Here is an 18,881-nt window from a genome sequence, read left to right on the forward strand (position 1 = left end):
GTTCGCGGGGGAACTAGAAAGGCTCAGGCGTCTGCGGGCAGACCCGCTTCGAACCGGGTCGCAATCCAGTCGGCCGCCTCGCGCCAGTCGTCGATCCGCGCGTGCGCTTCGGGCGCTTTGGGGACGTTCACCGCCAGCGTCGGCTCGGACACCATGTGCAGCCGGTGTACCCCCGGCGCGTGCCTGGCGACCGATTCGTGATGCACCGCCAGATCGTCGACGAACACCGTGACCGGGTTGCCATATTCCGCGACCAGCCGCGAGACCGGCGCGCCCTTGCCGCCCTGGTTGCACTCGACCCGGTGCGCGATGCCGAACTTGGCGAGCTGCTCGATCCGCGGCTGGCGGCATTCGTCCTGGAGGTTGGTGAGGATGACGATGTCCGCCACCTGCGCCAGCCGCTCGAGCGCCTCGACCGCATGCGGGACCAGCGTCTGGCGGTGCATCTCGGCGGGGAAGAACTCGCCGAGCATCGCCCACATATCCTCGCGCGAGGGCGGCGGGCCGCCATCGCGGCGGGTCATCGCGGTCGAGAAATCGCCGTGCTGGATCGCGAAATCGATATCGTGGCGCTCGTCGAGCCAGACGCCGAAATGCTTGACCATGTGCAGCAGCACTTCGTCGCAATCGCTGATCAGCAACGGCCTCATGCTTCGAGCTCCATCCGCGCGCGCACCAGCGCCTCGGGCTTTACGCCGAGCGATTCGGCGCAGGCGATCAGGTCGGGCTCGTGGTTTTCGAGGAAGCCGAGCGCGGCGGACAGCACGCTCGGGTCGCTCGCCCGCGCGCGCAGGTCGTGCGGTTCGAGGCCGGTGACCGACAGCAGCCGCATCGCGCGGTCGGGCTCGACCAGAGTCCATACCAGCGCGCGCAGCGCGAGCGCCTCGGCGTCTTCGTTTGAATCGCGGTCGCGCATTGCCTATCGTGCCCTCTTTCCGGATAAGGTGCGGCGGTGACAAAGAAGGTGCTCGTTGTCGAGGACAACGAACTCAACCTCAAACTATTCTGCGATCTGCTGCGTGCGCACCAGTTCTCGGTCGAACCCGTGCGCGACGGCCGCGACGCGGTGGCGCGCGCGCGCGACTTCACGCCCGACCTGATCATCATGGACATCCAGATGCCGCACGTCACCGGCTATGAGATCATCCTCGAACTGAAGGCGGACGAGGGTTTGCGCGCGATTCCCGTGATGGCGGTGACCGCCTATGCCGGCCGCGACGACGAGGAGCGAATCCGCGCGGCAGGGGCGGATGCGTATGTGTCGAAGCCGATCAGCCTGGCGCGGTTCATGGATGCGGTCGGGGCGCTGGTCTGAGCAGCCGAACCGTCCTATTTTCCGTTCGTGCCGAGTAGAGACCGAGTAGCTCCGCAGGGAGCGGATCGAGGGCTCGTATCGAAACATGGGTTCCGCGCCCCAACCTGTCCTTCGATACGCCGTCTCGATACGCCGCCTGCGGCGACTACTCGACGGCTACTCAGGACGAACGGCAGAGGGGACGAACGGGTGGGGGACCGCGCGCCCACGCCGTCACCCCAGCGAACGCTGGGGTCTCCCGTTACGGGCGCGCGCTTGCGGCAGGAGATGCCAGCTTTCGCTGGGATGACGGAATCTTGGAGGCACAAACGCCAAAAGCCGCGGGGGATGCCCGCGGCTTTTCGGATCGTCACAATCAGTCGGCGGCTCGCACCGCCGGCCGGATTACTTGATCTTGGCTTCCTTGAACTCGACATGCTTGCGCACGACGGGATCGTACTTCGAGAAGGAGAGCTTCTCCGTCTTGGTACGGGGATTCTTCTTGGTGACGTAGAAGAAGCCGGTGTCAGCGGTGCTGAGCAGCTTGATCTTTACGGTGGTCGGCTTGGCCATGAGCCCAATTCCTATGGCTTGAAAATGCGAAAGCGGCGAACTCGCGCCGCCGCTCCATCAGGGGCGGCGCATGGCGGACGGCTGCGGCGAAGTCAAGCTTTACCCCGTCATTGCGGGGGAATCATACGTATTTAACCTGCTATTCACGACCATCCGCACATTGTAGCCTCCAATAAAGACAGGAGCGGGATCGTGGGGCAGGCGCTGGTTCGAATCGACGACATGACCGCGGTGAAGGCCGATCTGGCGGCACGAATCGCGGCGATCGACGTCCGAGCCCCCTATTCGCGCCCCTGCGACATCGCCACCGAGATCGACGCGATCCGCGTGATCGCGCACAGCAACGGGCTGAACCCGGCGGTCACCGTCGCGCATTTCGTCGATTCGGCGCTGTCGCGCGGCGAGCATGGCGCGCTGGTGCATGGCTGGCTGGCGATCCTGCGCGATGCGGTCGGCTGCGAGCGGCAGGACGTCCAGGCGTGCCACGCGTTCGCCGCCGCCTGCTCGGTACGACTTGCTGGATAATCCATGGACGCATTGATGGCGGCCTTCGTCGCGGCGGCGCTCGCGCAGGTCGGCGATCGCACCGCATGGCTCGCCGCGATCCTGTCGGACCGGTATGGCAAACCCGCGCTGGTCATCGCGATGGCGGCGCTCGCCCTGCTCGCCGCCAGCGGGCTCGCCGCCGCGCTTGGCACCGTGATCGGCCCGAAGCTCGCGCCCAATGCACAGCAGCTGATGCTGGCGCTCGCGTTGCTGCTGCAGGGCGGCGGCGCGTTTTTCCCGGCCAAGACGCCCGACCGGCTCGATCGCTGGCGAATCGGCGCGGTCGCGACCGCGGTGCTCGGGCTGTTCATCCTCGCGTTCGGCGACGGGGTGCAGTTCATCGTCCTGACGCTGGCCGCGCGCACGCCCGTCCCCGCGCTGGCCGCGGTCGGCGCGACGATCGGATCGCTGGTCGTGATCGTCCCAGCCGCGCTGATGGGCGAGGCCGCGTGGCTGAAGCTGCCGCTCAAGCCGCTGCGGATCGCGATCGGCGTGGTGTTCGTGCTCTTCGGCCTCGTCCTCGCGCTCGGCGCATTGCGGCTCGTCTGACCCGAGCCGGGCGCTCGACCGCTGCGCTGTGCCGGTCCGATCGTTACGGATCAGGAACCAAGTGGTTGCAACGCCGGTTGAGTGACCCTTACCAAATAGGAGGCCGTCATGCTGAAGCTCGCAATCACCTTTCTCGTCATCGGCGCCGTGCTCGCTTTGCTCGGCTTCGGCGGCATCGGCGGGGCGTTCATCGGCATCGCCAAGATCCTGTTCTTCATCGCGATCGCGCTGTTCGTGATCTTCCTCGTGCTCGGCCTGCTCGCGGGCAAGGGGATCAAGAACGCGATCGACTGACGCGCCTCGCTTCGATCGCCCCATAACGACCGTCGCCGGATCCTCCGGCGGCGGTCGTTTCGTGTCTGCATCCCTTCGGGTGGCATGCGCGTTCAACGACGATGCATGCCTTTGCCGCCCTGCTCGACTCGCTCACCTACACCCGGTCGCGCAACGCGAAGTTGAAGCTGATCGCGGATTACCTGCGCGCGACGCCCGATCCAGACCGTGGCTGGGCGATGGCGGCGCTGACCGGTGATCTCGATCTCAAGGGCGTGAAGTCGGCGGTGATCCGCGGGTTGATCGAGGAACGCGTCGATCCGGTGCTGTTCCGGATGAGCCGCGATTATGTCGGCGATACCGCGGAGACGGTAGCGCTGCTCTGGCCCGAACCGACGGTTCCGGTCGATCCCGCTCCCCTGTCGATCACCGACGTGGTCGAGCGACTGGCGGCGTTGTCGCGCGCGGATGCCCCCGCCGCGCTGGCCGACATGCTCGACCGGTCGGATGCCGAGGAGCGGTTCGCGCTGCTCAAGATGGCGACGGGCGCGCTGCGGATCGGCGTGTCGGCGCGGCTGGCGAAGACCGCGCTCGCGGATGCGTTCGGGCTCGATGTCGATGCGGTCGAGGAGGTGTGGCACGGGCTCGATGCGCCGTATCCGAGCCTGTTTGCCTGGGCCGAGGGGACGGGCGAGCAGCCGACGCCCGCCGATGTGCCGGTGTTCCGGCCGTTCATGCTCGCGCATGGCCTGGAGGATCTGCGCGTCGATCTGGCCGACTATGCCGCCGAGTGGAAATGGGACGGGATCCGCGTGCAGATCGTTCATGTCGCTGGGGAGACGCGGCTCTACAGCCGCACCGGGGACGACGTGACCGCCAGCTTCCCCGAGATCGCGGCCGCGTTCCGGACGCCGGGGACGGTCGATGGCGAGCTGCTGGTGAAGGGCGAGCATCAGGGCGGCACGCTGGAGGATGGCGGCGGTGCGGCCAGCTTCAACGCGCTCCAGCAGCGGCTGGGGCGCAAGACCGTGTCGGCGAAAATGCTGGCGGAGTATCCCGCGTTCGTGCGGCTCTACGACCTGCTGATCGATGGTGAGGAGGATCTGCGGCCGCTGCCGTGGACCGAGCGCCGTGCGCGGCTGGAGGCGTTCGTGCCGCAGCTCGATGGCGAGCGGTTCGATCTGAGCCTGGTGATCGAGGCGGACGACTTCACCGCGCTCGAGGCGATTCGCGCCACCGCACGCGACGCGGCGATCGAGGGCGTGATGCTCAAGCGGCGCGACTCGCCGTATGTCGGCGGGCGTCGTGCGGGGCTCTGGTACAAATGGAAGCGCGATCCACTGACCGCCGATTGCGTGATGATGTATGCGCAGCGTGGCTCGGGGCGGCGATCGTCCTATTATTCGGACTATACGTTCGGCTGCTGGACCGAGGAAGGCGAGCTGCTCCCCGTCGGGAAAGCCTATTCGGGGATCACCGACGAGGAGCTGAAGATGCTCGACAGCTTCGTGCGCAACCATACGCAGAACCGGTTCGGGCCGGTGCGCGAGGTGGAGAAGACGCTGGTACTCGAGATCGCGTTCGATTCGCTGCATGATTCGAAGCGGCACAAATCGGGCGTGGCGATGCGCTTTCCGCGGATCGCGCGGATTCGGACCGACAAGCCCGCGGCAGAAGCCGACCGGATCGAAACGCTGAAGCGGATGATTACGTAATCCGTGTGTCATCGAAGCGGGCGGCATAGCAGGGTATCGCCGCCGATCTTGGCGAGCGTGAGGATGGTCCGGTGAATACAACGAAGCATCCCCGCACGGCGGCGGCACGACGGTGGCGGCGTGGCGCATGGGTAAGCGGCATCCTGTCCGCGATCGTCGTGCTGTTCGTCTATCTCGCGGGCTATTTCGACCGCGATCCGGTGCATGTGTATCCGGCGATCGGCGTCCGCGCGTCGGGCGCGCCGCCGATCGCGGTGGTCAATTTCTCGGGCGACATGGGGTTGCGATTTCTGCTCGGCGCATCGACCTCGCGTGGGCTGACCGAGCATGGGATTCCGGTCGTCGGGATCACCACGCCGGCCCTGTTCGCGCGCCATCGGACGCGGGGGGAACTCGATGCGATCGTTGCGGACGGGGTTCGCGCGGCGCTGGCGCGGACCGGGGCGAAGCGGGTGGTGGTGATGGGCCAGTCCTACGGCGCGGACATCGTCCAGACCGGGCTGGCGGACCTGCCTTCGTCGCTGCGGCCGCGTGTCGCGGGGATTGTGTTGATCCTGCCGGGGGACACGGTGTTCTACCGCGCGGATCCGTCGGGTCTTCTCTACGATCATGGGACGCCCGACAGCATGGGGGTGACGACGGGCAACCGGCTCGATTGGGCGCCGCTCACGTGCATCTACGGGGTCGAGGAAACCGACAGCCTGTGTCCGTTGCTGAGCGTGGCTGGCGTGCGGAAGGTCGGGATGCCTGGGGGGCATAACATCCATCATGATGCGGATGGGCTGCTGGGGCATGTGCTGGCGGCGATCGCGGCGGTGGCGCCGGGGGCGAAGCGCGGGTTTTGAGGGGGCGCTGGCCTGTGTTTGGGTCCCCGACGCTGGCAGCGGAATCACCCCACACGTGGATACCCCAGCTTTCGCTGGGGTGACGGGAAAGGCGGAGTGACGGACGAGGTGCGGGGACGGGATTAGGATGTGGCAGGGTGGCACGTCCCGGGTCCCGACCTTGTTCTCCCGCGAAGGCGGGAGTCCAGACTGGACTCCCGCCTTCGCGGGAGAACAAGGGGGTAGCGGAGCGCGCCAGCGGCGGCTTAGCGCGGGGTGTTGATCTTTATCTCGAACAGCGTGGGCCAGTATTTGCCCGTCACGAACAGACGGTCGGCCTTGGCGTCCCAGGCGATGCCGTTGAGCACCGCCTCGCGGTCGGTCGCGGCGATCTCGGCGACCAGGGGGCGGAGGTCGATGATTGCGGTCACCTTGCCCGTGGCGGGATCGATGCGGACCAGGAAGCCGGTGTGCCAGACATTGGCGAGCACCGCGCCGTGGACATATTCGAGCTCGTTGATGTCGCGTAAGGGCCGCCCGTCGATCGTCACCGCGACCCGGCTGCGTTCCGCCAGCGTCAGCGGGTCGCGCAGGATCAGGCTGTCGCTGCCGTCGGACTGGATGAAGCCGCGGGAGTCGCTGGTCAGCCCCCAGCCCTCGCCGGTGTAGCGGTTCCGGCCCTTCGGCTTCAGCGTGCGGACGTCCCAGCGATGCGCGATGCCGTCATGCCAGGTGAGGCTGACGAGCTGGTCCTTCCACAAAGCGAGCCCCTCGCCGAACTGCGCGGGATCGATTCGCGCCCTGGCGAGGATCTTGCCATCGGCGAGCGAGACGCGGCGAACGTCGGATTGCCGCTCCTGCCCCGTGCTCTCGTACAGCGCGCCGTCGTGCCAGAGCAGGCCTTCGGTAAACGCGGTACGATCATGCGGATAGCGCGCAACGATCGTCGCGGACAGCATCGGCACGCGCGCGTCCGGCGCCGCGGCCGCCTGCACGCGGGCGGGCGCTGCCGACGACAGCACCGACGATGAAACGAGAACGGCCGGCCCCGCAAAAGCGAGGCCGGCCGCGATCGTTATCCTACCAAACATGGTATGGATCAGCGTTCTGCTTCAGTCAGCTGGATCAGCCGCCTGCGCTCAGGTTCACCGCTGCGTACTTGCCGCGACGATCGACCTCGAGCTCGAACTCGAGCTTGTCGCCCTCGTTCAGCGTCGCCATGCCGGCGCGCTCAACGGCCGAGATGTGGACGAATGCGTCAGGCTGTCCGTCGTCGCGCTGGATGAAGCCGAAGCCCTTCATCGCGTTGAAGAACTTGACCGTACCGGTTGCCTTCTCGCCGGTGAGCTGACGCTGTGCGCCACCACCGTCACGGTCACCACCACGGGGTGCACCCGGGCCGGCATCACGGTCACGCGGCGGGCCGCGATCGGTGACGGCCATCGGCTCGCCGTCGATCTTGAGGTCGGTTGCCGAGATACGGCCACCGCGATCGACGAGCGTGAAGCCGAGCGGCTGACCCTCTGCGAGCGCGACCATGCCGGCCTGCTCGACAGCGCTGATGTGGACGAACACGTCCTCGCCGCCGTCATCGCGAACGACGAAGCCAAAGCCCTTCTGCGCGTTGAAGAACTTTACGACACCGGTGCCTTCGCCGACGACCTGGGGAGGCATGCCGCGACCACCGCCGCCGCCGCCACCGCCCGAGAAGCCGCCGCCACCGCCGCCGCCGCGGTAACCACCGCCGCCACCGCCGCCGCCGCCGAAGCTGCTGCCGCCGCCGTAGCTGCTGCCACCGCCGCCACCGTAGCTCGAACCGCCGCCGCCGCCATAGCTGTTGCCGCCGCCGAACCGGTCGCCGCCGCCACCAAAGCTGCTGCCGCCGCCGAACTCGTTGTCGCCGCCGCCGAAGCTGTCGCGCTTATCGCGGCCACGCCCGCCACGGTTCCCGCGGCCACCTTTATCGAAACCCATAAGCTCTGTTCGTCTTCCCGGTTCGCCCGCAAATTTCTCAAAACCCTTGTGCCGGACGACGAACGCGGGTTTTCCAGCGCGAAACCTTTTGCGCCTTGAGGGGACCCTTAGCGCAAAATACAAGCGGTCGCGAATAGAATCTGATGCGGCGGCCAGCGAATTGGACCGATACTGACGCAAGTGTCGCTTGTGCGCCACGGCTCGTCGCACCCGCGCCGGGCGAGCCATCTTATTGCCCGATTCCGTACGGCAGCGCATGACAGAGCCATTGAGCGTTCAGCCGCGGGCCGCTACGGCCACGGTCATGACAGTTTATCTCCACGAAGGCGACATCCCCGCCGATCTGTTCGCGGCGGGCGCCGCGATCGCCGTCGATACCGAGACGATGGGTCTCATCACCCCGCGCGACCGGCTGTGCCTGGTCCAGCTGTCCGATGGCGGCCCCGACGAGCATCTCGTCCGCTTCGCCGCGGGCGCCGGCTATGACGCCCCCAATTTGAAGGCGCTGCTGGCCGACCCGGCCCGCGTTAAACTGTACCATTTCGGACGATTCGATATCGCCGCGGTCCAGCATTATCTCGGCGTCGTCGCGGCGCCGGTCTATTGCACCAAGATCGCCTCGCGGCTGGTGCGGACCTATACCGATCGCCACGGCCTGAAGGAGTTGGTCCGCGAACTGCTCGGCCAGGACATCTCGAAGCAGCAGCAATCGTCCGACTGGGGCAGCCCCGAGCTGTCGGACGCGCAGAAGGATTATGCCGCGTCCGACGTTCGCTTCCTCCACCGGTTGCGGACCGAGCTCGACAAGCGGCTGATCCGCGAAGGCCGGATGGAGCTCGCGCAGGCGTGCTTCGACTTCCTGCCGACCCGCGCCGCGCTCGATCTCGCCGGCTGGCCCGAAATCGACATCTTCGCGCACGCATGACGCAGATGCCGCCGCCCTCTCCGGTAGCCCGCCGCGCACGCACTGCGCGGCAGGACTGGGCCGCGCCCGGCGGCAGCCATGATCGCTTCGTGGCGATCGCGCGCGTCGCGCTGCCGACCGCGATCGGCGTGCTGGCGGCGTTCCTGGTGATGGCGCCGCTGACCGCGGGCGGCGACGTGTCGTTCCTGCTCGACAAGAACAAGGTCGACGTCGCGCAGGAGCGGATGAAGATCCAGGCGGCACGCTATCGCGGCGAGGATGCCAAGGGACAGGCGTTCACGCTCGACGCCGCCTCCGCGATCCAGAAGAGCTCGGCCGAGCCGATCGTCCAGCTCAACCAGCTCGCCGCGCAGATCCAGCTGACCGACGGCCCCGCCAATATCAAGGCGAACACCGGTCGGTACGACATGGACACCGAGAAGGTGCAGCTGTTCGGTCCGCTCAACGCGACCGCGGCGGGCGGCTACGACCTGAAGACCACCAACGCGACGATCGACATGAAGGCGCGCACGCTCGAAAGCGGCGGGGCGGCGACCGGCACCGTGCAGCAGGGCACGTTCAGCGCGAACAAGCTGCGCGCGAACCTGGAAGAGCGCACCGTGACGCTCGATGGCAATGCCCGCTTGCGGATCATCCCCAGAGGGCCGAAATAACAGCCATGCGCGTCCCCCATATTCTTGCCACCCGCGTCGTTGTCGGCGTGTCCGCGGTTCTGCTGTCGTCGACCGCGGTCGCGCAGCAATCGCACAATTCGAACGCCCCGATCGATTTCGGCGCGGATCATATCGAGTTGCAGGACAAGGCGAATCGCGCCGTGCTGTCGGGCAACGTCGCGGTCAAGCAGGCCGAGATGACGCTCAACTCGGCGCGGATGACGGTGGCCTATACGGGCCAGGTGATTGGCGGAAACCCGCAGGTCTCGCGGCTCGACGCATCGGGCGGCGTGACGGTGCGGCGCCCCGACCAGACCGCCAAGAGCCAGTACGCGATCTACGACCTCAACAAGCGCGTGATCACGATGCTCGGTGCGGTGACGCTGAACCAGGGCGGCAACGTCGTGAATGGCGGCCGGCTGACGATGAATCTCGACACGGGTCGCGCGGTCATCGACGGCTCGTCGGTCGGCGGCAGCACCGGGGCGACCACCGGTGGCGGCACCGTGACTCAGTCGGGCGGTCGCGTGACCGGCACCTTCTCCGTCCCCAAGCGCAACTGACGCATCGGCATGCCGCGGGGGCTTCCCTCCGGCGGCATGGTCATGCATGTTTCCTGCCAATCCCCCGCCGGACTTTCGCGGCGACACCCATGCCGGACGTCCGGCAGCTGAATTTTGCGAGGGCCTGATCCCATGGACGCCACCACGCTGCCCCCGATCGAAGCGGTAGAGCCGATCTCGGAGCCGCCCGTCAGCAACGGGCTGCAGGTCGTCTCGATCGCCAAATCCTACGACAAGCGGGTCGTGCTGACCGACGTGTCGGTGTCGGTCGGGCGCGGCGAGGTCGTCGGGCTGCTCGGGCCGAACGGTGCGGGCAAGACGACGTGCTTCTATTCGGTGATGGGGCTGGTGAAGCCCGATTCGGGCCGCATCATGCTCGACGGCGAGGACATCACGAAGCTGCCGATGTACCGGCGCGCAATCCTCGGGCTCGGCTATCTGCCGCAGGAGACGTCGATCTTCCGCGGGCTGACTATCGAGAAGAACATCCTGACGGTGCTCGAGCTGTCCGAGCCCGACAAGGCGGCACGCCAGCGCAAGCTCGACACGCTGCTCGAGGAATTCGGGCTCACCCGGCTGCGCGCAGCACCGGCGATGGCGCTGTCGGGTGGCGAGCGGCGGCGTGCAGAAATCGCTCGTGCGCTCGCGGCGGATCCGTCGATCATGCTGCTCGACGAGCCGTTCGCTGGCATTGACCCGATCTCGATCGCCGACATTCGCGATCTGGTAAAGGACCTCAAGCGCCGCGACATCGGCGTGCTGATCACCGACCATAATGTCCGCGAGACGCTGGAAATCGTCGACCGCGCCTACATCATCTATGACGGACGCGTGCTGTTCTCGGGATCGCCGGAAGAACTGGTGGCCGATGCGAACGTGCGCCGCCTGTATCTGGGCGAAGGCTTCTCGCTTTAGCCTATGCACGCCGCCCTGCCCTCCATCCGTCATCCCAGCGAACGCTGGGATCTCCCGGTGAGGGCGCGCGTGCTAGCCGCGGGAGACCCCCGCGTTCGCTGGGGTGACGGGATTGGGGGCGCGCGCCAGTGAGCCTCGCCCCTCGCCTGGACATCCGCCAGTCGCAGTCGCTGGTGATGACCCCGCAGCTCCAGCAGGCGATCAAGCTGCTGGCCTTGTCGAACCTGGAGATCGAGGGGTTCATCGCCGAGGAAGTCGAACGCAACCCGCTGCTCGAATCGAGCGCGGCGGAGGATAGCGACGCGCCGGACCGCGAGCCCGTGCCCGAGGTTCGCGATGAACGCGTGGCCGCCGACGAACTGGTCGCCGGTACGGGCGACGGCGGCGAACCGGCGCTCGACGTCGATTATGCGACCGAAAGCCACCAGCAGGACAGCGTCGCCGATGGCGGCAGCGGGATGGACGGCGCTCTGTCGATGACCGGTGCGAGCACCGGCGGGCTCGGCGGCGAAGACGGCCCCGATCTCGAGGCGTTCGCGGATACCAGCCTGAGCCTGGCGGACCATCTGCTCGCACAGGCGGGCCCCGCAATCCCTCACGAGGACGCGTTCATCGCCGCGCACCTGATCGACCAGATCGACGAGGCGGGCTATCTCACCGCGTCGCTGCTCGACGTCGCGAACCGTCTTGGCGTGCCGCTGGTGCGCGTCGAGCGCGTGCTCGCGACGATCCAGACGTTCGATCCGACCGGCGTCGGCGCGCGCGATCTCGGCGAGTGCCTCGCATTGCAGGCGAAGGAGGCGGATCGCTACGATCCGTGCATCGCGCGGCTGATCGACAATCTCGACCTGCTCGCGCGCGGCGAGCTGACCCGGCTCAAGCGCATGTGCGACGTCGACGACGAGGACATGGCCGACATGATCCGCGAGCTGCGCGGGTATGATCCGAAGCCCGGCTGCCGCTACGGTGGCGAGCCTGCGCAGTCGGTGACGCCGGACCTGTTCGTCGCGCGCACCAAGGCGGGCTGGGCGATCGAGATCAACGCCGCGACGCTGCCGCGCGTGCTGGTCAACCGGAGCTATTATACCGAGCTGTCGGGCGGGCAGCAGGACAAGGCGTCGAAGGCGTGGCTGAGCGATTGCCTCGCCAGCGCGAACTGGCTGGTGAAGGCGCTCGACCAGCGCCAGCGGACGATCATCAAGGTCGCGACCGAGATCGTGAAGCAGCAGGAGGCGTTCTTCCTGAAGGGCGTCGCGCATCTCCGCCCGCTGACGCTGCGCCAGGTGGCGGACGCGATCGAGATGCACGAATCGACCGTCAGCCGCGTGACGAGCAACAAATACGTGTCGTGCGCGCGCGGGCTGTACGAGCTGAAATACTTCTTCACGAGCGCGATCCAGTCGGCGGACGGCGGCGAGGCGGTGTCGGCGCAGGCGGTGAAATCGGCGATCCGCGCGCTGATCGATACCGAGGGCGCGAAGATCCTGTCGGACGATACGCTGGTCGAGCTGCTCAACGCGAAGGGCTTCGACATCGCGCGGCGGACGGTGGCGAAATACCGCGAGGCGCTGGGGATCGGGAGTTCGGTGCAGCGGCGCCGGGCGAAGGCGCTGGAAGGGGTAAGGTAGGGGCGCGTTAGTGGCGCGCGGCTCGAACGCCAGTCCGTCCTCAGAAGCACACCTCCCCGGCGAAGGCCGGGGTCCAGTTGGAGCGTCCGGAGTAACGACGCGCACCATTCCTCAGCGACGTTTCCCAACTGGACCCCGGCCTTCGCCGGGGTGGTATAGTGTCTGGGGAGGTATAGTTTCGGGGGAGGTCTGGTTTCGGGTGGCGTGGGTTGAAGCGCTCAGTTCGGTACCTGCCCTGCCCCATCCGCGCCGGAAACGCTCGCGCCGCCCGGTGGCGTTGCACTCCGCGCCTCCCCTACTGCAACGTCGTACCAGCGCGACAGGTCGGCCTTCATCTGGTGCAGCGCTTCGGGGTTGAGATATGTCATGTGCCCCGCGGGATAATAGCGGAACGCCAGGTTCCGCTGGCGCGAGGGATCGAGCATCATGTGGCCGAGATCGTTCTCCGTCCCGAAGAACGGCGTCGCCATGTCGTAATAGCCGTTCATCGACAGCACGTTGAGATACGGATTCTCGCGCATCGCGGCGGCGAGGTCGACCGCGGTGTTGGGGTTGTTCTGCGACTGGCCGCCGCGTCCGGGGGCGTCGTGTTTCCAGTTCCATGTCCAGCCGGGCGCGTCGCGCGCGCTGAGGCGGTAGGGCATCTCGGTCTTGTAGCCGAGCGTGTGCGTCACGTAATCGTTGAAGGTGGCGATGAACGCGCCCGCGATCGCGGTGTCCGACGCGTCGGTCTCGGGCCGCTCGCCCGCCGCGTCGCTGTCGACGCCGGTATAGCGCGAATCGAACCGGCCGAGCGTCAGCCGCTGGTCGCGCAGCAGCTCCTTCTGGAAGCGCGCGAGGTCGATCCGGAGATTGGCGCGCTTGATGAAGTCGGGTGAGATGCCGATCAGCTGGCTCATCCGCGTCGCGACCGAATCGCGCTCCGCGTCCGAGATCGTCTGCCCCTTCGACAGCGCCGCGGCATAGGGCCCGGTCGCAAACGCGCGCGCCTCGGCCACCGTCGTGGCGACGTCGGCGGGGCGGTTCTGCAGGCGGTTGTGATACCAGGCGCTGGCCGCATAGCTCGGCAGGTAGTTGAGGTAGATCTCGTCGAGCCCGGGCTGGCGGTACCCGTAGTTCATGATCGACGACAGCAGCACGACGCCGTTGAGCGCCATCCCGCGATCCTGCAACTGATAGGCGAGCGCCCCCGATCGCGTCGTGCCATAGCTTTCGCCGAACAGGAATTTGGGGCTGTTCCAGCGGCCATATTTGGTCGCGTAGCGCAGGATGCCCTTGGCGAATGCGTCGGCATCCTCGTCGACGCCGTAGAAGGCGGACGGCTTGGTATCGCCGAGTGGCCGCGAATAGCCGGTGCCGACCGCGTCGATGAACACCATGTCGGTCTTGTCGAGCAGCGTGTCGGGGTTGGGCCCGAAGTCATAGGGCGCGGGCTTGATATATTCGGGGTTGGCGGTCTTGAGGCGGACGGGGGCGAACGACCCCATGTGCAGCCAGAAACTGGGCGAGCCCGGACCGCCATTGTAGAAGAACGTCACGGGGCGCCGCGTGCCGGGCCTGGTGCCGTCGAGCGTGTAGCCGGTGTAGAACAGGCTCGCGGTCGGTTTCCCCTCGGTATCGCGCAGCGTCAGCGTGCCGACGGTCGCGGTATAGGCGAGCGACTTGCCGCCGACGGTGACGCGGCCCTTCGTCTTGACCTCCTGCTCGGCGACGGGCGCGTTGGCGTAGTCGGCCTCCGCCTCGGCCTTCATCCGATCGGCATTGCTCTCGGCCTTGTCCTTCTTGGGCGAGTCCTGCGCGGGGGCAGTCGTGGAGAGTGCGAGCAGCAACAGAGCGGCGAACTTGGTCGAACGGGCCACGGATCATCCTTGCGACAGGGGTAATGCCCTATCCTGCCGAAGCTGGTCGGAAGCGCAAGCCTCGCCTGATGCTCCCCAGCCAGAGGGAGGATTTCAGGTCAGTCGTCCTCGTCTTCGAAGCCGACCAGCGCGAGCGCGCGCGCCTTGATCTGGCGGGTCATGCACCAGTGGACCAGCGCGTCCTCGCGGCCGTGCGTCACCCAGACTTCGCGCGGTGCGATCTCGGTCAGCGTGGCGATGAGTTCGTCCCAATCGGCGTGGTCGCTGAGGATCAGCGGCAGCTCGACATTCTTCTGTCGCGCGCGGCCGCGGACGCGCATCCAGCCGCTCGCCATCGCGGTGATCGGATCGGGCAGCCGCCGCGACCAGCGATCGTTGAGCGCGCCGGGCGGGCACATCACGACATGCCCGGCCATGTCCGCCTTCTTCGTGTCCGCGACGGGCAGCAGTTCGCCGAGCCGGACGCCGTGATCCGCGTAAAGATCGCACAGACGTTGCAGTGCGCCGTGGATGTAGATCGGCGCGTGATGGCCGCGCTCGCGCAGTTCGGCGATCACGCGCTGCGCCTTGCCGAGCGCATAGGCGCCGACGACGACGCAGCGATCGGGGTTGGCGTGGAGCGCGGCGATCAGCTTGTCGATCTCGTCGCCGGTGTCGGGATGGCGGAACACCGGCAGGCCGAACGTCGCCTCGGTGATGAAGACGTCGCATTTGACGGGTTCGAACGGCGTGCAGGTCGGGTCTGCGCGGCGCTTGTAATCGCCCGAGACGACGATCCGCTCGCCGCGGTAATCGAGCACGATCTGCGCCGAGCCGAGCACGTGGCCGGCGGGGACGAAGCCGATATCGACCTCGCCCATCCGGATCGTCTCGCCGTACGCGACCGGATTGCCGGCTTGCGGGCCGTAGCGCGCGTCCATGATTGCGAGCGTCTCGGGGGTCGCCCACACCGCCTCGTGACCGCCGCGCGCGTGATCGGCATGGCCGTGCGTGACGAGCGCCTTCGCGCTCGGGATCGAGGGGTCGATCCACGCGTCGATCGGCTTGACGAGGATGCCGTGCGGATGCGGTTCGAGCCAGTCGCCGAGTTTTGCCATGCGGGGGTAACGCGTGGACCGGGGTGCGGTGCCGTGATCGCGTTGCGCTGGGGTGAGACGGGTTTGGACTCCAGGAAGGCGTACCACCCAAGCTCCGTCATCCTGACGAAAGTCAGGATCCAGAGCCGTACACGGCAGCGCCTGTTACCCTGGATCCTGACTTTCGTCAGGATGACGGAAGATAGGGGAGTTGGCGGCGCGCGCCGTGGCGGATGTCGCGCTCAGATCAGCGGCGCGCGCCGACCTTGATCGTCGCCAGGATCGCGTCCATCCGCGCTGCCGCGACCACCTGGATCGGCGCGTTGCGGCCTGCGGGTGGGGCGGCCTTGACCGCGTAGGTGACGCGGTCGATCGCGTAGCAGGCGCCGTTGATGACGCTGCGCAGGTTGGTTGCGCTCACCTGCTGGCTCATGCCGGCGTCGCCGCTGGCGTAGACGGTCCAGCGGTGGCCGCCGAGCATCCGGTTGGGCAGGCGTCGGACATTGCCGGAGACCATCCCCGCGGTGCCGCAGGTCGCGACCACCGCCGCGCTGCGGCTGAAACCGACCTGGAGCAGCTCGGTCACCTGGCCCTGGCCGTCGGTCGGCTTGGCGAGTTCCCAGAAGCGGACGATGCCGACGCCGCGCCCGATCGGGGCGCCGTCCCACATCTGCCGCCAGCCGCGGTTCATCAGCGGGCGGCCGGCGAAATTGCGCGTCGGCGTGAGGCTGGAGGCATAGGACAGGCGGACATTGCCGCCTGCGCCGACGAACGACTTGTTGGCGGCGGTGGCATTGGCGAAGGGCAGGAGTGCAAGCAACGGTAGCGGCAGAAGATAGCGAAAAAGCGACACCGATTGTCTTTCACAACAGAGCTTTGGCTGAAATGCCGGTCGTTACGCGTGCGGTCCATGGCGGTGCGGCGCGATGCCCCCATATGACGACGATGCGTGAACAGGCCGTGAGCGACCTTCCCCTCCCCTTGGAAAACTGGTTCGCGACGCGGGGGTGGCGTCCGCGGCGGCATCAGCGCGAGATGCTGGCGGAAGGCCGGGCGGGGCATCACGCGCTGCTGGTGGCGGCGACGGGCGCAGGCAAGACGCTCGCGGGGTTCCTGCCGACGCTCGCCGAGCTGATCGAGGCGCCGACCGCGGGGCTGCACACGCTCTACGTCTCGCCGTTGAAGGCGCTCGCGGTCGACGTGCAGCGCAATTTGCTGACGCCGATCGACGAGATGGGCGTGGATATCCGCGTCGAGACTCGCACCGGCGACACCCCCTCGGACCGCAAAGCGCGGCAACGGATCAAGCCACCGCAGATCCTGCTGACGACGCCGGAGTCGCTGTCGCTGCTGCTGAGCTATCCGGACAGCATCACGATGTTCGAGAACCTCCGGACGATCGTCGTCGACGAGGTGCATGCGTTCGCGACCGGCAAGCGCGGCGACCTGCTGTCGCTGTGCATGGCGCGGTTGCAGACAATCTCGCCGGGGATGCGCCGGGTCGCGCTGTCGGCGACGGTCGCGGATGCCGATGGCTATCGCGCATGGCTGGCCCCCGACGGCGATATCGACCAGGTCGCGATGGTGCGCGGCGAGGCGGGCGCCGATCCCAACATCGCGATCCTGCTGCCCGAGGGCCGCGTGCCGTGGTCGGGGCATTCGGGCCGCTATGCCGCCGCGCAGGTGATGGCGGAGATCGAGGCGCACGAGACCTCGATCGTGTTCTGCAACACGCGCAGCCTCGCCGAGCTGATCTTTCAGGATCTGTGGAAGGTGAATGCGGGCAATCTGCCGATCGGCGTCCATCACGGGAGTCTGGCCAAGGAGGCACGGCGCAAGGTCGAGAATGCGATGGCCGAGGGCAAGCTGCGCGCGCTGGTCGCCACCTCGAGCCTCGATCTGGGGGTCGACTGGGGCAATGTCGATTGCGTGATCCAGATGGGCGCGCCCAAGGGATCGTCTCGGCTGTTGCAGCGGATTGGGCGCGCCAATCACCGGCTCGACGAATCGTCGCAGGCGATCGTCGTGCCGGGCAACCGGTTCGAATATCTGGAGGCGCGAGCAGCCCTCGACGCGGTCGAGGCGGGCGAGCTCGATTCGGACATCTTCCGCGTCGGTGCGCTCGACGTGCTGGCGCAGCATGTGATGGCGTGCGCGTGTGCGGCGCCGTTTCGTGAAGCGGATTTGCTGAACGAGATCCGCTCCGCTCTCCCCTATTCCGCGCTGCCGACCGAGACGTTCGAGCGCGTGCTGCACTTCATCAGCGACGGCGGCTATTCGCTGAAGGCGTATGACCGGTTCAAGCGGCTGACCAAGGACGCGGATGGCACGTGGCGCGTCAGCCACCCCAAATTCATCGGCCAGCACCGGCTGAACGCGGGGATCATCGTCGAGGCGACGATGCTGAACGTCCGGTTTGGCAATGGCCGTGTGCTGGGGCGCGTCGAGGAGGCGTTCGCGGCGCAGTTGAGCCACGGCGACACGTTCTTCTTTGCCGGGCTCAGCCTCGAGGTGATGAAGATCGACCTCGAGGATCTGGTGGTGCGCGCGACGTCGAAGCCGGCGCGAATCCCGACCTATGGCGGCAGCCGGATGCCGCTGTCGACCAACCTCGCCGACCGGGTCCGCGGGTTCCTCGCGCATCCCGGCGAGTGGGCGCGGTTTCCCGACGACGTGCGCGAATGGCTCGAGATGCAGGCGTATCGATCGGTGATGCCCGAGCCCGGCCAGCTGCTGGTCGAGACGTTCCCACGCGAGGGGCGGCATTACATGGTCGCGTACAGCTTCGAGGGGTGGAACGCACACCAGTCTCTGGGGATGCTGATCACGCGGCGGATGGAGACGCAGGGGCTCAAGCCGCTCGGCTTCGTCGCGAACGACTATGCGCTGGCGGTGTTTGGGCTGGAGAAGATCACCGATCCGGCGGCTTTGTTCTCGGCGGATATCCTCGAGCATGAATTCGTCGAATGGGTGCAGCAATCGCATTTGCTCAAGCGCGCGTTCCGCGAGGTGGCGGTGATCGGCGGGCTGGTCGAGCGGCAACATCCGGGCAAGCGCAAGACCGGCAAGCAGGTGACGTTCTCGACCGACCTGATCTACGACGTGCTGCGCAAATACGAGCCGACGCATCTGTTGCTTGAGGCGGCGTGGGCGGATGCGCGCGCGCGGATGACCGATGTCGGGCGGCTGGCGTCGCTGCTCGACCGTGCGGCGGCGACGATGGTGCATGTCGATCTCGAGCGCGTGACGCCGCTGGCGGTGCCGGTGCTGACGCTGATCGGGCGCGAGAAGGTGGCGACGAGCAGTTCGGACGACGCGCTGCTTATCGAGGCGGAGGCGATGATCGCCGATGCGATGCGGCCGGATTGAGGGGGGACGCCTCCTCATAACCCACCACCCCGGGCTCACAACCCACCACCCCGGCGAAGGCCGGGGCCCAGTTGGAAAGGGGGTCGTAACAGAGATCCGCGCTGCATTAGCGACGTCCCCCAACTGGGCCCCGGCCTCCGCCGGG

20 protein-coding genes are annotated in these 18,881 nt (G+C 67.3%); 12 read left to right on the top strand and 8 right to left on the bottom strand.

Annotation, left to right across the window (positions count from 1 at the left end; all coding sequences use genetic code 11):
* Positions 1–23 precede the first annotated feature (23 nt).
* Together C8J26_RS00180 and C8J26_RS00185 are read right to left on the bottom strand one after the other, a co-directional pair.
* Positions 24–650, bottom strand: coding sequence for an HAD family hydrolase (locus C8J26_RS00180; RefSeq protein ID WP_107956271.1), 627 nt, complete (start codon positions 648–650; stop codon positions 24–26).
* Complete coding sequence (locus C8J26_RS00185) at positions 647–916, bottom strand: DUF3572 domain-containing protein (protein WP_056474355.1); 270 nt, start codon at positions 914–916, stop codon at positions 647–649. Before C8J26_RS00185 ends, C8J26_RS00180 begins: the two co-directional genes overlap by 4 nt.
* A 36-nt stretch (positions 917–952) precedes the next feature.
* Here C8J26_RS00185 and C8J26_RS00190 point away from each other — a divergent pair, with 36 nt between their 5' ends.
* The gene (locus C8J26_RS00190; RefSeq protein WP_056419574.1) at positions 953–1,315 is read left to right on the top strand and encodes a response regulator; all 363 of its coding nucleotides are present in this window, start codon (positions 953–955) and stop codon (positions 1,313–1,315) included.
* A 384-nt stretch (positions 1,316–1,699) separates the two neighbouring features.
* Here C8J26_RS00190 and rpmG read toward each other — a convergent pair whose 3' ends face one another.
* Positions 1,700–1,867: a 50S ribosomal protein L33 gene (gene rpmG, locus C8J26_RS00195; protein WP_055881863.1), complete on the bottom strand. Its 168-nt coding sequence runs from the start codon at positions 1,865–1,867 to the stop codon at positions 1,700–1,702.
* 192 nt (positions 1,868–2,059) lie between these two features.
* Here rpmG and C8J26_RS00200 point away from each other — a divergent pair, with 192 nt between their 5' ends.
* The 5 genes from C8J26_RS00200 (at position 2,060) to C8J26_RS00220 (ending at position 5,795) form a co-directional block, all read left to right on the top strand.
* Positions 2,060–2,392 (top strand): hypothetical protein, encoded by a 333-nt coding sequence (locus C8J26_RS00200; protein ID WP_234422516.1) that lies wholly within the window; start codon positions 2,060–2,062, stop codon positions 2,390–2,392.
* 3 nt (positions 2,393–2,395) lie between these two features.
* Positions 2,396–2,962 (top strand): TMEM165/GDT1 family protein, encoded by a 567-nt coding sequence (locus C8J26_RS00205; protein WP_107956272.1) that lies wholly within the window; start codon positions 2,396–2,398, stop codon positions 2,960–2,962.
* A gap of 108 nt (positions 2,963–3,070) precedes the next feature.
* Entirely contained in the window at positions 3,071–3,256 is a 186-nt protein-coding gene (locus C8J26_RS00210) for a DUF1328 family protein (protein ID WP_055881870.1), read from the top strand.
* A 101-nt stretch (positions 3,257–3,357) separates the two neighbouring features.
* Entirely contained in the window at positions 3,358–4,950 is a 1,593-nt protein-coding gene (locus C8J26_RS00215) for a cisplatin damage response ATP-dependent DNA ligase (protein ID WP_107956273.1), read from the top strand.
* Between the two features lie 71 nt (positions 4,951–5,021).
* Positions 5,022–5,795: an AcvB/VirJ family lysyl-phosphatidylglycerol hydrolase gene (locus C8J26_RS00220; protein ID WP_107956274.1), complete on the top strand. Its 774-nt coding sequence runs from the start codon at positions 5,022–5,024 to the stop codon at positions 5,793–5,795.
* Positions 5,796–6,040: 245 nt separating this feature from the next.
* Here the strand turns inward: C8J26_RS00220 and C8J26_RS00225 are convergent, their stop codons facing one another.
* Together C8J26_RS00225 and C8J26_RS21035 are read right to left on the bottom strand one after the other, a co-directional pair.
* Entirely contained in the window at positions 6,041–6,865 is an 825-nt protein-coding gene (locus tag C8J26_RS00225; protein ID WP_107956275.1) for a glutaminyl-peptide cyclotransferase, read from the bottom strand.
* A 34-nt stretch (positions 6,866–6,899) separates the two neighbouring features.
* Positions 6,900–7,748, bottom strand: a complete 849-nt coding sequence (locus C8J26_RS21035; protein ID WP_055881879.1) for a cold-shock protein — start codon at positions 7,746–7,748, stop codon at positions 6,900–6,902.
* A 304-nt stretch (positions 7,749–8,052) separates the two neighbouring features.
* Here C8J26_RS21035 and C8J26_RS00235 point away from each other — a divergent pair, with 304 nt between their 5' ends.
* The 5 genes from C8J26_RS00235 (at position 8,053) to rpoN (ending at position 12,432) form a co-directional block, all read left to right on the top strand.
* Entirely contained in the window at positions 8,053–8,673 is a 621-nt protein-coding gene (locus tag C8J26_RS00235) for a ribonuclease D (protein WP_055881883.1), read from the top strand.
* Entirely contained in the window at positions 8,670–9,326 is a 657-nt protein-coding gene (gene lptC, locus C8J26_RS00240; protein ID WP_234422515.1) for an LPS export ABC transporter periplasmic protein LptC, read from the top strand. Before C8J26_RS00235 ends, lptC begins: the two co-directional genes overlap by 4 nt.
* Before the next feature lie 5 nt (positions 9,327–9,331).
* The gene (locus C8J26_RS00245) at positions 9,332–9,889 is read left to right on the top strand and encodes an LptA/OstA family protein (RefSeq protein WP_056419561.1); all 558 of its coding nucleotides are present in this window, start codon (positions 9,332–9,334) and stop codon (positions 9,887–9,889) included.
* A 132-nt stretch (positions 9,890–10,021) separates the two neighbouring features.
* Entirely contained in the window at positions 10,022–10,804 is a 783-nt protein-coding gene (lptB, locus tag C8J26_RS00250) for an LPS export ABC transporter ATP-binding protein (protein WP_056474335.1), read from the top strand.
* Positions 10,805–10,932: 128 nt separating this feature from the next.
* Positions 10,933–12,432: an RNA polymerase factor sigma-54 gene (gene rpoN / locus C8J26_RS00255; protein ID WP_107956276.1), complete on the top strand. Its 1,500-nt coding sequence runs from the start codon at positions 10,933–10,935 to the stop codon at positions 12,430–12,432.
* Between the two features lie 218 nt (positions 12,433–12,650).
* On the opposite strand, the gene C8J26_RS00260 is transcribed toward rpoN, so the two are convergent.
* From C8J26_RS00260 to C8J26_RS00270, 3 genes are all read right to left on the bottom strand, one after another.
* Entirely contained in the window at positions 12,651–14,291 is a 1,641-nt protein-coding gene (locus C8J26_RS00260) for a S10 family peptidase (protein ID WP_107956277.1), read from the bottom strand.
* Between the two features lie 98 nt (positions 14,292–14,389).
* A complete protein-coding gene (locus C8J26_RS00265) occupies positions 14,390–15,388 on the bottom strand; it encodes a ligase-associated DNA damage response exonuclease (protein WP_107956278.1) in 999 nt (332 codons plus the stop codon).
* 226 nt (positions 15,389–15,614) lie between these two features.
* Positions 15,615–16,220, bottom strand: a complete 606-nt coding sequence (locus C8J26_RS00270) for a hypothetical protein (protein WP_107956279.1) — start codon at positions 16,218–16,220, stop codon at positions 15,615–15,617.
* Positions 16,221–16,312: 92 nt separating this feature from the next.
* Between C8J26_RS00270 and C8J26_RS00275 the strand changes: the two genes are divergently transcribed.
* The gene (locus C8J26_RS00275) at positions 16,313–18,736 is read left to right on the top strand and encodes a ligase-associated DNA damage response DEXH box helicase (protein ID WP_107956981.1); all 2,424 of its coding nucleotides are present in this window, start codon (positions 16,313–16,315) and stop codon (positions 18,734–18,736) included.
* The last annotated feature ends 145 nt before the right edge of the window (positions 18,737–18,881 follow it).

The sequence above is a fragment of the Sphingomonas aurantiaca genome (genome assembly GCF_003050705.1).
GTDB lineage: Bacteria > Pseudomonadota > Alphaproteobacteria > Sphingomonadales > Sphingomonadaceae > Sphingomonas > Sphingomonas aurantiaca.

Coding starts and splice junctions, on each gene's coding strand:
- C8J26_RS00180 (WP_107956271.1), bottom strand. CDS start 650: ATGAGGCCGTTGCTGATCAGCGATTGCGACGAAGTGCTGCTGCACATG.
- C8J26_RS00185 (WP_056474355.1), bottom strand. CDS start 916: ATGCGCGACCGCGATTCAAACGAAGACGCCGAGGCGCTCGCGCTGCGC.
- rpmG (WP_055881863.1), bottom strand. CDS start 1,867: ATGGCCAAGCCGACCACCGTAAAGATCAAGCTGCTCAGCACCGCTGAC.
- C8J26_RS00205 (WP_107956272.1), top strand. CDS start 2,396: ATGGACGCATTGATGGCGGCCTTCGTCGCGGCGGCGCTCGCGCAGGTC.
- C8J26_RS00210 (WP_055881870.1), top strand. CDS start 3,071: ATGCTGAAGCTCGCAATCACCTTTCTCGTCATCGGCGCCGTGCTCGCT.
- C8J26_RS00215 (WP_107956273.1), top strand. CDS start 3,358: ATGCATGCCTTTGCCGCCCTGCTCGACTCGCTCACCTACACCCGGTCG.
- C8J26_RS00225 (WP_107956275.1), bottom strand. CDS start 6,865: ATGTTTGGTAGGATAACGATCGCGGCCGGCCTCGCTTTTGCGGGGCCG.
- C8J26_RS21035 (WP_055881879.1), bottom strand. CDS start 7,748: ATGGGTTTCGATAAAGGTGGCCGCGGGAACCGTGGCGGGCGTGGCCGC.
- C8J26_RS00235 (WP_055881883.1), top strand. CDS start 8,053: ATGACAGTTTATCTCCACGAAGGCGACATCCCCGCCGATCTGTTCGCG.
- lptC (WP_234422515.1), top strand. CDS start 8,670: ATGACGCAGATGCCGCCGCCCTCTCCGGTAGCCCGCCGCGCACGCACT.
- C8J26_RS00245 (WP_056419561.1), top strand. CDS start 9,332: ATGCGCGTCCCCCATATTCTTGCCACCCGCGTCGTTGTCGGCGTGTCC.
- lptB (WP_056474335.1), top strand. CDS start 10,022: ATGGACGCCACCACGCTGCCCCCGATCGAAGCGGTAGAGCCGATCTCG.
- C8J26_RS00265 (WP_107956278.1), bottom strand. CDS start 15,388: ATGGCAAAACTCGGCGACTGGCTCGAACCGCATCCGCACGGCATCCTC.
- C8J26_RS00275 (WP_107956981.1), top strand. CDS start 16,313: ATGCGTGAACAGGCCGTGAGCGACCTTCCCCTCCCCTTGGAAAACTGG.